This window comes from Porphyromonas crevioricanis (assembly GCF_900476255.1).
GTDB lineage: Bacteria > Bacteroidota > Bacteroidia > Bacteroidales > Porphyromonadaceae > Porphyromonas > Porphyromonas crevioricanis.
Genome location: NZ_LS483447.1, coordinates 1160496 through 1173829 on the forward strand (window position 1 = coordinate 1160496; position 13334 = coordinate 1173829).

Genomic DNA, 13334 nt, shown 5'->3' on the forward strand with positions numbered 1-13334 from the left:
TTTTTCTTTTTGGGGTTGTGGCAAATTAGCGTAACAGGAGAGAGCTGTCTCCATAGCTCAGGAAACGATAGTCTCTGTCGAGTGCATGTCTGTATATATCTCTCCACTGCTCTCCCACAAAAGCAGCAACCAGCAAAATAAGTGTGGATTGGGGTTGATGGAAATTCGTCAGTATACCCTCTACTACTCGATAGGTGTAGCCTGGAGCAATTAGTATGCCAGTGGGGAAAATCAGCTGCTCCAATTCATTTCTTTCCATATACCTCAAGAGAGTTGCAAAGGCTTCTGTGCGGTTGGGCAGAGATGTGGAGCGGATATAGGGACTCCACTGTTCGACTTGTAATTCAGAAACGGGAATGGAAGGATTTTCGGCAATTAAAACCGCTAAATAATACAGACTCTCCAGTGAGCGTACCGAGGTTGTCCCTACGGCAATGGGTTTGCGAGCGGTTGTGGCCAGTTCCTTGATTAAAGACTGGGAGGCTACAACTAATTCTCGATGCATGTGATGTTCGCCGATGGTAGCTGTTTTCACCGGTCGGAATGTACCGGCTCCTACATGAAGAGTCAAGTCCAGTACTGGTATTTGTTTACGAGCCAAATCGGTGAAGACTTTGGGAGTGAAGTGTAGCCCTGCAGTCGGAGCTGCTACCGACCCTTTAGCCTGGGCATAGACCGTTTGGTAGGTCTGCAGATCTTGCTCTTCTGTCTCTCTGTGCAGATAGGGAGGAATCGGAAGTACACCGCACAGCTCCAGTAGGTCTCCGAAGCATAGTTGTGGGTTGTCCCAAGAGAAGCGTACGATTTCGCCCTCTCCTTCTCTTTCTCCGGTTCGTTCTGCTCGTAGTGTTACTTGAGAACCGTCTCGATGTTGTATTTGGCACTCTAAAGGAGCTCCTCGCCACTTCTTGGCATTTCCGATCATGCAAATCCAACTGCACGTCTCAGTGGTAGTTAGATTGGTGTCATAACCGGCAGGGAGGTGAGGCTCCAGACAAAAGACTTCGATACGGGCACCATCTCCATTTTTTCTGAAAAGTAATCTGGCTCGGATTACCTTCGTGTTATTGCGCACCAAAATGGCATCTGAAGGCAATAAATCGGGCAAGTCAACAAATAAATGATCGGAAATGCCCCCTCGGTTGTAGAATAGTAGTTTGGAGTGCGAACGCTCGGGTAACGGATATTTGGCAATCCGCTCATCCGGCAATTCGTATGTATAGTCCGATATACAGATCTCTGTTGTTTTCATGACTGCAAAACTAATCATTAGTGATTGTTACACCATTCTATGGTAATAGATGCTTAGATACCTCAGAGAAATTTGATTAGAACCTGATAATTCGAGGCTAAAATCTTAATTTTGCGTAAGATTAAAACTGGTATCTATCAAATAAATTGTATTTGTAATGAAAATGTCATCATTTAGAAATTTTTGTGGGTTTAGTCTGGTCCTCTTTTTCAGCTTAGCTCCAATGCAGGCGCAGTTTGGCACTTTTGGTAAGAAATTGAAAGAGAAAGTCGTAAAAGTAGCAAAAGAAGTTTCGGAAGAAGTGAAGCAAGGGGTTGAATCAGAGATCAAGCAGGAGAAAAATCCTGTGCAAACACCGATTCAGCAATCGGTTGTAGATGTTACTAAGCCCAAGGGAGGAAAAGTATTACAGAAGGAGTCCGATCCCCTATCTATAATGAAAACAGTACAGGTGGCAGAGCAAACAGATGATAGTTTTTATGCTCAGGCTTATCAAAGAGATAATGGGGGAGCTTTTGATGAAAAGCTGGATCTCCGTGCCCAGTTTGAATGTTTGGCCTATTATTTATTGAAGTTGAAAAAGGCTGTAGAACGGCGAGATATTGAATATATGGCTTGGCCTGATGATAATAAACATTTGTTGTATTTCTCCTCAGTTTCAAACAATCCAAGCAATAGAAGCATAGCTGACTTTTCTTGGAATGATTGGTCTGCCGAATATGACAGAGTAACAGGGGCTGTGAATAAGATCATGTTAGCTCCTTTCACTGGGTCATGGAATGGGTCTTCAGTGAGTTTGATAGAATTACTCAGCAAGATAGACGGGTATATCAACAGTAAAGCGACCCCAAATCAGAAGAAGTACTATTTGTTCGCAGCGGTGCAGAAGCTAACTGAAGGCTTGTATGATGGGCGATTGAGAGATGAAGATCTTCAGGTTCAGACTTTGGTTGCTTCGTTGAAAAAGACTTATTCTTTAATGGATAAAGAGTATCAAGATATTTATCCCAAGCCGATGAATCGAAGAGAGATAGATGAGAGATATCAGCAGCAAAAAAAGGAGCAAATCTCACGTATACAGGAGGAGTACAATGAGCGGAAGAATCGCGTCTACGACATGCCAAAAGCAGGACGAATGAATACGCCTCAGATGGTCGCAACTTTTGAGCAGATTATGCAAAAACAGTGGCCTAATGATAAAATAGTTAAGACGTTGATTAAGAGTGATGAGTGGACTATTCAGGATAATTCAACAGGTCGCTATAGGGTGGTATTTGGGTATGTGATTGTGAAGAAGCCAGATGGACGTTATCAGGCCATACCTTGTTCAATGGCAGGAAAATGGTCTCCTGGTGCAGGTAAGTTTGGTGCCTATAACTATCATTCGCTCGGAACACCTTTCTATGTGAATTATCGTTGAGACTTGCTGTGTATTAGGCTTAGTTGCAAGGTCCTGACTTTTGTAGCCATTTAGCAATCTTTTTCGATTAAGTATGAGGAGATTGCTAGAGGCTTTTGTGGAAAAAACATTATCTGAGACCTTTGCAGGCCAGTTGCCGTGCAAAGGTCTCTATAAACCCAATGGAAGCATTACGATTGAAGTCGCAGACGACAGGGAAGACAATCGGAGCGAGCAGGAAAAAGAGGCGGCGGAGGATTATCAAAAACAGCTTGTCCGTCAGCGTAAAGGGACGGATGAATAAGCACGTTGGGTGTACAAACAAAAGTGTTATCACTATGGATACAAAAAGCATTGTTTGACCAATGTTCAAAGGGTGATAACGACTGCAGCGAACTGCAGTGATACGAAGGAGCTTATTCCGCTATTGGAGAGTATAAACATTCCACAAGGCACAGCCATCCTGGCGGACAAAGGATATGCTTCTCAAAAAAATCGTTCGTACCTGCAAACACATCACCCTCAAGATGGCATTATGCACAAGGCACAACGCAACAGGGCATTGACCAAGCAAGAGAAACAGCGAAACAAAGCCATCAGTCCGATACGGACTACTATCGAACACACCTTTGGCAATATTCGTCGGAGGTTTCATGGCGGACGATGTCGCTACCGGGGGCTTGCAAAGACCCATACCCAAAACATTCTTGAGAGCATCGCCTTTAACCTATACAGAACACCAGGGATAATTATGTCCTTATGTGTATAGGATAAGACATATTATTACCCTTGCGGAGATCGTTCATGTAGCTCCGCAAGGGTAATTTACAAGCCATTTTATTCCTTGTCCCTTGCTTCCCCCCAAATTCTTCCCTCCTTTTATCCGAAGAATACCTCTTTCCTACATCTCCTTATTTTTCAAAGATTTCTATATATAATTTGACCTCGAATAGTTCTTTTGTGGAAGCTTGGATGCCAAATCTTGCTTTTGGATGACAGTTTTTGCAATATTTGATTTGTAGGATTAAAAAATATATCTTTGTGACACCGTGCAGATAACACGATATGGCTATGCCTACACAGAGGAATACCTTAATGGGACTTTCCAGCCAGCCTAAGCCTCGCGATTTATTTGGAGTCTTGAGATACTTCATTAAGTTTAGCTTGGAAGAGGAGAGAAGGGAGTTTTCCCTTTTCATAAAATGATAAATAGGCTCTGCTGGCGGATTTAACGAGAGACTTCCTTCTTGGGAACGAGAGATTTTAGTTGTTAGTTCGCAGTAGTTGCAGATGTCTGAGTCAGGTTGATTCTTCTTGTTGTACTGAGGCTTTGTTACTATTCAAAGGGATAGTTGTTCGTTTTGTTTTGTGTCGAAAGTGTGTTCCCTGAATAGATGATGATATTGACAAAATCTATAGAACTATGAGTGCCCTCCCTACTCATCCCACCTCCCTGCAAGGAGCTGAGAGAATACTCTCAAAAATTGGACTTGTGCTATCTAAGAGCAAAGAAGCTCTTTTGAAGGATCTGCTTCAGAATATCTCTGAATATATGCCGGACAAATCTGAGTTGGAGGATTATTCTCCCAAAGATTTCCTGTCCGAAGTAGAATCCGGAAAATTCAAGTTTGAGGACTATGTCAACGGCCTTTTCCATAGACTTGGTTACGATCTCTCACAGTTTGAGAAGAATAGAGAATTGTTCGATTTGGTCAAATCTTGCATGGCTGTTTTGGTCAAACTTGGGAATGTGGTGCAAAGTCTCTCTACAACAGTCGACTGGAAGAGTGAGATTGATTTGGTTCTGACCAATCCATCTTCTGCCGGATCGAAAGCAGCGTCTTTTCTGACGGCTGCCAAAAAACTGTATGACCAGGGAGGATTGGGAGACTCTGAAGTACCAACAGATGAAGGGCTTCTTGGCAATATTTACAGTCTTCTGGAGCTAATTGTAGATCTTTTTGACATAGTCCGTAAATTCAAAGATATAGAGGGGGAGAAGCTGGTTTCTGAATATGAGGGTTTTCTGGATTTCCTTGATGACAACTTTTTCAATAAGGAATTTGCAGATCGAATTCTGGATCATATCCTCATAACTATCCTGAGCAATGCCAAGGACGTATTCTCAGACGATATCTGTGCTCTTGTCGACGGAGCTTCAGACATTTCTAAATATATCAGAGAAGGTATTGAGGAGCATTTAACTCGCCCTGTTAGCGAAGTTGTCGATGAGATCAAAGCCCTCGAAAAGGAAATAGCAGAGCTTGAAAGTCAGTTATGTGACAGGGCGGAAGAACTTGCGAAAGCAGCTAAAGAAAAAGGCCTGCAAGCGGTTAGGGAAGTAAGTTCTGATTTGACAGTAAGACTCAAGACCGCCAAGGCTAGGTTGGAGGAATTGGGCAACGAATTGTTTGATGACTACAACCAATTCGTTAATATTCTGAACAAGATCTATGTTGTGTTGGATTTCCTTAAGGTCTTTGATAAAGAGACTATCAAGGTTGCCAAATACATTCCTAATTCTATCGAACTTCCCTATTCGTGCATTCGGGCAGATATAGATCTTGTTTCGCAGGACTTTCAGGCAATTTTGTCTGATGCAAAGAAATCTGTCAGGGAGGTAAATGATCTTCTTTCTGATGCAGTTGCGAAAATGAAGGCAACCGCACCGACTGTCGAGATCCAAGTGATTAGGTGGTCACGCTTAAAACGCTTGTTCACTGATCCTATTGATTATCTGAGGGAGATTTACCCTATTGAAAGCTATGATGATGCCATCAATTTGATGGAAAAAGTTTTGAAGGTGATGCGAGCCTTCAATCCGCAGGTTCCGAATATTGAGGACATCCAACAGTTTTTGCATGAACTCCTGATCCGTATCAGCGAAAAGATCAAAGATTTTGGAGCTCAAATATCCAATACTGAGGCTGTTAAGAATCTGGAGAAATTCCGAGATTTCATTTTTGATGTCTTAAAGGTCATTTCTGAGTTTGGGACTGCTGTCAGGCAGGAATTGACAGAAGCCTACAAGAATGCAAAGAACGAGGCCAAATCTGTGTTCGACTCTCTGTCCAGTGGCGTCAGGAAAGAAATTGATCTCCTCATTACAGAGGGCAGCTCTGACATTGAAAGACTTCTGTTCGATTCGAAATTAGATATCAATAATGAATTTTTCGGGCGCGCTTTTGTAGATCCTTTCATTCGTATACTAAAGGAGAAGGCAGCGGAGCACGAGTTGTTTAAAAATGTTGACCCTGATGCTTGGGGAAAAGCCATTGTTGTTTCGGGAGCAAAGGATGCCAATGTTCTTCTTAATAACTTCCGACCATTGCTCCAATCCATGGATAAAATGGCAAGGGCACTTTTCGAAGAGGAAGTCTGGAGGAATAGACTCAAAGGTGTGATTGATGATCTTGGAGAGGAATTCGAAAAGCAGATGGAGAATATTCCCTCTTCTGTCAAAGATGTCGAGAAATATGGGAGAGATGCAATCGAAAAATTGCTCAAAGGAGGTTTGCCGAACAATCCCTTCTCGGGGTTCAATATCTACAGATACTTCGAGATCTTCAGGGACGCAATAGAAGAAATTTTGCCGGACTTTGGACCTCTTTATTATGACAAGTTCTTGACAGCTGTTGAATCAACTGTGACATCCTTGACTGAGTCTTCTCAGATAAGGGGTACATTGAGGTCTGTCAGCAATACAGTCGATGACTATCCGGATAAGCTCAAATCTTTTTCTGTAGATGTGTTCAGAGCTTATCTTGATCATCTCCTCACATCTCTCTACAACAATATCCTCAAACCGTACAAGAATGCCATTGAGAAGGCGGTGAAGACTTGGCTTAGAGAAGAGTTGTTGCCCAAGGCTGTTGCCAGTATCAGGAGGAATCTACCCAATATTCCGGACTTGAGAGAGTACGAGAAGTTGTTCAATCCCGAAAATCTCAAGTTTGCCGAACAGTTGATTGCTATTCCTCAGGAAGCTGCGGAGATTGATTCTTGGCAAGATGGTCTCCGATTTGCGATCAAGTTCTATAAGGCTGTACCCACAAGCGTGAAGAAGTATTTCAGGGAGCTGGTCGATTTGCCAGATTTCGATTTTGGAGCAGTCAAACTTCCTCCATATTCGTTAGATGTCAAAAATAAGTTCCTCTGTGTAACTCTTTATGAGTATGCCTCTTCACAGAAACCCTCTTCTTCATCCATATCAGGCAATGTGTCCATTAAGATTATTGCATTCGTAGGATCTCGGAAGATTGGAGAAAGCGATAAGGCTGGATTGTATCTCCTACCTATGATTTCCGGTGATTTTGGAGTAGAAATCAATCTCGGAGCCAATCATAAGCTAAAACTTGGTGCTTCCGAAAGCATGAACGGAGACTTCGATTTTGAGCGCGTTGATGAGGATGCCAAGAAAAAACTTCAGGATTCGCAGAAGTTGGGAGTATTCCTTACAACAAAGCCCGGAGACCGGTTACCTTCTATCATCCCTCTGGACGAAGTCTCTGGTTCGCTCAAGGCTTATCTCGAGTTGCTGTTTTCCCGGACAGAGAACAACAAGTTGATGATCTTTGGACCCGACCCTGACAAGATTTCTGATGAAGACGATAGCATTGCTTCACTCTCCATCATGGACTACCCTCAGAAGATTTACGTTGGATACAACGAAGGGTTTGATGCGGGGTACCTCGGAAGTCTACGCGACTTGGAGCTGAATTTGTTTTTGGCCAGTATGAATGACTTCTTTGCCAAGATATTCAAGAAGCCTATCAAAGTTGGCTTGGAGTCATTGGATATCGGGTATAGTGTTAAAGACGGATTTCGGATCAATGGTGATTACCTTGTCCAGATTCCTTTGGACAAGAATGTGGACCTGAATTTCGTGAAATTCAACAATTTGATGATAGAATTGGGAGGAAGTCCCAGCAACAATCTGCTTGCGGATTTCAATTCCTCTTTTACCGCTGATTTTCATGGAATAGCCATTTCGTTCGCAGATCTTGGATTTGGAATAGATGTCAATGTCTTTAATGACAAAGGTGGATTTGGAGACTTCGACATTAGACCGCATTTCAGTTTCCCCGATGGAATAGGGATTTCTATTGATACCAAGGCTGTAACCGGTGCCGGAATCATCAAATGGAGTAAGGAGAAAGAGGAGTTTCTGGGAGCAATTAGTATCGGAGTCTTGAATCTCTGTAGCGTGGATGCACTCCTTCTTTTCCGCATGCGTATGCCTGATGGTAGCAAGGGGTTCTCTTTTATGGCTGCACTGAGCACGACTTTCAAACCGGGAATCCAACTTGGAATGGGCTTTCAGTTGACCAAGATCGGTGGATCTCTGGGTATCAATAGACGGATTGACCAAGATAGACTCATCAGTGCTACTCGAGATGGAACTTTGGGTGCCGTACTCTTCATAGACGACATTGCCCAACATTTGGATACGATACTGGGTAATATCACGACCTATTTCCCGACTCAAGAAGAACAAGTCTTTTTCGGTTTCATGACCCGAATCACCTTCTCAGATGTTATGGAGATAGATGCAGGGCTTTTCATTCAGGCCCCTGATCCAGTCGTGATAATTATCGCCGGAGGAATGCATATCGGCCTTTCGAAGTCTTTGGATTGGCTTCTGTCGCTCAATGTCTACTTCCTCGGGATGATTGATTTTAGCAAGGGCCTCTCCTTCGATGCTTCGCTAGTTGATTCTCACATCGTAGGCATTGACCTTTATGGCGATGTGGCCTTCCGGATGTACTGGGCCGGTGATACCAAGGGCTTCCTTTTCTCGGCGGGAGGATTCCATCCTAAGTACAAGCCGGAAGCTGGTTTTAATGTCCGTGATATGCGGAGAATCGGAATGAAGTTGAATTATTCCGTGCTCAAATTCTCCCTCGATACTTACTTTGCGGTCACGTCCAATACCGTCCAGTTTGGAGCAAGGATGGAAATGGACATCAACCTATACATCTGTTCTATCTCAGGCTTCTTTGAGTTTAATGCGTTGTTCCAGTTCAACCCCTTCCTATTTATGGTCGAAGGATCTGCGGGAGTGAAGGTAAAATGTTGTGGAATCACATTGCTCGCAGTAGGTATTGCTCTGGAATTGAGTGGACCTGCAAGATGGCATGCCTCTGGAGAAGCTACTTTCCGGATCCTATTCGTCAAAAAACGTGCACATTTTAGTAAGACTTGGGGTAGAGCTCTGGAAGGCAGCGAAAAAAAGTACATCTCTATATTCCCCATCTTTGAAGCCGGCTTTACTGACAACACCAACTGGCAAGTTTTCTCAAACGATGTGGTCGATAGACTGGTTTCCTTCTCCGAAATCGAATCTGAAGGACTGGTCGCGAAGCCGTCTGATACAATCGCTTTCAGCCAAAGTGGTGTGCCACTCGGAGAACGAATGGAGAAGTATGGTGAGGCTGAACCCGGTGATGTTTGTCAGATCGAGATGGAAAAGCTCTGCATTTCCGGAATAGAGCTTACAAAGGAGGACGACTATGAGTTCCTGTCCACTTCCTTCGCCCCCGCACTAATCAAAGATCTGACCGATGAGGAAAAATTGGCAGCCCCTTCTTACCAGAAGATGAAGTCTGGTTTTATTCTGACCCATGGATTGCAGGAAGAGAAAGGGGAGGGAGTGGAAGTCAAACCAGCTCAAGAGCGTGTTTGTCAGTTCTTGGACGATGATGTATGGACTAAGTGGCAGAGATATTCTGTGGAGACATCCCAAACCGAATGGAGTACTCGGGAAGCATTATCCACTCGTAAGATGGGGATATCTGCTTTGAGGAATGTAAACGGTCCTTCTGATCCTCTAACACGTAAATTTTCTAAAGAAATAATGAACAGAAAACATTCTTCTTCCCAAAGGAGGAATGCAGAAGGCATTCGCCGATATATACTGCAATCAGATTGCACATTAAAGCGAAAGGCTCGTAGTTTCATTGACCAACTCGAAAACGTATAAAGCACAATCCTTGCATGAAGATGGAAAAATACGCAACCACATACTATTTCCCTTGGGTTAAGAAAGGATTGGGAAATAGGATTGCCGAGGAGGATAAGCTCACAACATCTGAGATTCAGAAGGATCTTTGGTTGACAAAGCATCGGGCCGCACTGTTTCTCGAAGCTCACTTCTTGAATACAGACACTGCTTCGCAGGACGGAGATGAAGAAAAATCTACAATCATTAAGACCAAGGAAATTCAGTTTGTTGGCCCAAGCGACATTACACAGGTATTAGATCAGGCTATTTCCAAGGTGACTCCTAAGCCTCTGAGTACATCAATGCCTCCCCAGTATTTGCCCTATATCGAGTTCTGGGAGCCGGATTTCCCTTGGCGTTTTTCTCCTGTTAAGCCTAATGCTGATAATCGGATCCGACCGTGGTTGGCATTGCTTGTATGTGAGAAAAATCTTTGTGCTGAGAAAAAATCCGGGGATTTGAACTACGTTTCATTCAGTATTTCCGGAGAAGAGGTATACAAGAGCATTTTCCCTTCTCAAGAAGATTCTTGGAAGACTGCGCACGCTCAAGGATTTTCAAAAGAGACTCCGGTCTTCTCACGATTGCTGGCGTTACGTGCCGGAGGAGATCTGAAACCATTCACGGAGTATGTCGTCTTTTTGGTGCCTGCTTTTGAGACGGGAAGGCTTGCCGGATTGGGGTTTGATACGGAGAAAGTGAAAGATACCACAGCCCAAGCGCATGCATGGGAGTCGAGTTTTGAAGAACAAAAGACCATGCACCCTCGTCCTTTCGACTTTCCTGTGTACCATTCGTGGTCTTTCGTGACTGGGCAAGATAGTTTCGATAAGATGGCGGAGGATTTGAGGGTTTGGACGGAAGCCAAAACCTTTATCGACGTTGATATCACCAAGATGGGTGAAGGTGTGAGCTTTGATACCTTAGGTGAAGATGAACGACCGGAACGTCGTTCTATCCAGATGCCTGCTGCGGTAAGCTCCTTGAATAGAAAAGACGAACAGTGTTTCCCAGCTCCGGATGGGACGTTTCGTGAAGGTACTGTTTATCGCAGGTTGAAAAATCTTCTTTCCGGTAGCCCGGTTCTCATAGAGAATAAGGACATTCTTTCAGGGGAGAACGAAAGGGAAGAAATTGGTGGTGTTGATGATGATCCTTGGGTCGTCCCTCCCTTGTATGGAGCCAAGCATATTTTTGCTACCTCCGTAGATGAGCGTGACAATCAGAAGAGTGGAACCTCCTGGTTTTCTCAACTCAATCTAGATATTCATTATCGAGCAGTTGCCGGCCTTGGCAAAAAAATCGTCCGAAAATTCCAGGAAGAGTTTGTCGATAGAGCTTGGAAACAGGTTGAAGATATTCAGGCATTGAATGTCGAACTGTACCGTCGTTTGGCAAGTGCTAATGTGACTACCTCTCTTCAGAACAAAGTCTCGGTTGTCATGGAGAATGGAGAAAAGCATCCGGACTATATGAGTACTATGCTGCAGTATTTTCGAGGAATGCCTCAGACTCAAGAAATTCTCCGAGACAGGAATATTCCGCGTGCTTATGCAAGAGCCTCTTTTCAGTCTATGACAGAAGCTTTGGCCAGGATCCAGTCTTCTGTGGATCCGAAATCCATCATGCAAAATATCGCTGAAGCACAGATATTCAGACTTGCGGACTACAAAATCCCCGAATTGCCAAGTGTCCATCAGTTCCGCAGTCATACCAATAGCATTTTCGCTATTCTTTCCAAAGAAATTTTTGATCAGTATCTCACTGGGTATTTTGATTACCAAAGGTTGAAAATTGACGAGTGGCATTTCCAATCAACCATCCCAGCTGAAACGAGAACCAACCCGGTTCGGAATGATCAGGACTTTGAGAACGGTCTGCGAATTGCGACTGTCCCGAAAGACAATCAAGAATATCTGTGGCACTATCTCAATTATGAGGCCACACGAACGCATTGTGGAGAAAAGCAAGATCTCTGCATGGAGATTATTCGGAAATTCTTGGATGGTGAGTTTTCTCGTCATGGAATTCTTGGAGTCACGAGAGCTTATAAGAACAAGTATTCTGTAGGATCTAATCCTTTTCATGGAACTGTTCTGTCCAATATTGTTGCTGTTGATGATCAGTTGTATGCTGAAGCTTTTGGTTCGGAGAAAGGTCTGACTCGAATAGGAGGCGAAGATGGTTGGTATTTTCTTTCTCGCAGGTTGTTGAAAAACGGTCAAGCGATTGAGGTACAGTATCGAGAACATGCTACTTCGTTCTTCAGAGATCCTCTTAAAGAGGTTGCACTCACACCTGGTGAATTGATTGGAAGATTAAAAAGAGAAATTGATGGAATTGTTACCAGGTCTGGTTCAGCCTCTGGTGAAAATTATAGGTTTAACCTTACGGGTCAATGGAAGCAAATGATGGAGAAATGGAAGAATTTTTTGGGTTTTGGCCCCAATTCCAATAGTCTTTCTCAAGGGTACGACATTTTACGAGAGCGTATCTACGACTACTTCAAGAATACTCCAATTGGGTTCACACTGCATTTGGACAAATATGATAAAAAGGATATGCAGTGCTTTGACTCTATCCAAGATTACATTGTTTTTCTCCGAGACTGCAATGACAATGGAACAAACGACTATCTGCGAGCTTGGAAACAGTTAGACGAGTGTGTCAAGGTTATTGAGATTCGAAAAGATGCTTTAAATGCTGCCGAGATCAAGGAGCGGAAAAATGCAGAGAGACTGAAGAAGGAACAGACAAGACAGATGCAATCGAACTACAATGGGTTCAAAGACAATCTTATTCTGGAACGTGTTCGTGAAATTGTTTCGGAATATATGTCGGAATTTTTTGCCGAGACTCTTTCCGGAAGGAAACTTCGTGAGAGCTATGTCAATGAACTGCTCCGGTCCAAATTCCCGGTTATGGCGTATCCAATTTTTCCGGAGCCGACCTATCACTACCTGCGGCTTTTGTCGGATAAGTTTATTCTCCCTTGTGTAGACGCCCTCCCGGATAATTCGGTTGTATTGATGCGGACGAACGAATCTTTTGTGGAAGCCTTTCTGTGTGGTATGAATACTGAAATGGGGAAAGAATTGCTGTGGAGGGAGTATCCTACTGACCAGAGAGGTTCGTATTTTAGAAAATTCTGGGATTCGGAGACCAGTAGAGAAGACATCCGAAATGACAACTTTTTCGATGTTAGACCTCTTCATACCTGGACTGGGAAGATTGGCGAGAATCATGCCTCTACCAAGGCAGGTCTGTTACTTTTCGTTGTCAAGGGCAGGTTGATGAAGCAATATCCAATGACGAAAGTATATCTGCACAAGGCCTCTGCTGATAAGTTCAAGCCAGGGGTTATTACTTTTGCGGAATCCGCCGATGAGGCCGATCGAAGTATTATCCGGCCGGTTTCTGAAGCATTCCTGCGAGATGATATTTATGTGGTGGGATTCAAGGCAAATTTCGATCAACTACTTGGTAATCCTGCAAAAGGTGATTATGGCTATTTGCTAACCTTTGAAGAGGATGTGCAGGACTTGAGTTTTGAGAAAAATCCTACTGATTCCGAACAGTTTATTCGGGCAAAGGATGCTGCCATTGCAGGTATGATCCTCAAAAATGATGCGACACTGTACGGCAAGCACCTATCTCTGTTTATTCCCAATCCATCTTGA

General features: G+C 43.6%; 4 protein-coding genes and 1 pseudogene. 4 read left to right on the top strand and 1 reads right to left on the bottom strand.

What is annotated here, in order from left to right; genetic code table 11:
- Positions 1–25: 25 nt before the first annotated feature.
- Positions 26–1252, bottom strand: coding sequence for an S-adenosylmethionine:tRNA ribosyltransferase-isomerase (locus tag DQN70_RS05145; protein WP_036888533.1), 1227 nt, complete (start codon positions 1250–1252; stop codon positions 26–28).
- A gap of 163 nt (positions 1253–1415) precedes the next feature.
- On the opposite strand from DQN70_RS05145, the gene DQN70_RS05150 reads away from it, so the two are divergent.
- From DQN70_RS05150 to DQN70_RS05170, 4 genes and pseudogenes are all read left to right on the top strand, one after another.
- Positions 1416–2672, top strand: a complete 1257-nt coding sequence (locus DQN70_RS05150; RefSeq protein WP_111759346.1) for a hypothetical protein — start codon at positions 1416–1418, stop codon at positions 2670–2672.
- 151 nt (positions 2673–2823) lie between these two features.
- A pseudogene (locus DQN70_RS05155) lies at positions 2824–3420 on the top strand (transposase); the annotation flags it as partial.
- 783 nt (positions 3421–4203) lie between these two features.
- The gene (locus DQN70_RS05165) at positions 4204–9633 is read left to right on the top strand and encodes a DUF6603 domain-containing protein (RefSeq protein ID WP_145980603.1); all 5430 of its coding nucleotides are present in this window, start codon (positions 4204–4206) and stop codon (positions 9631–9633) included.
- A gap of 20 nt (positions 9634–9653) precedes the next feature.
- Positions 9654–13334: a hypothetical protein gene (locus tag DQN70_RS05170; protein WP_143742814.1), complete on the top strand. Its 3681-nt coding sequence runs from the start codon at positions 9654–9656 to the stop codon at positions 13332–13334.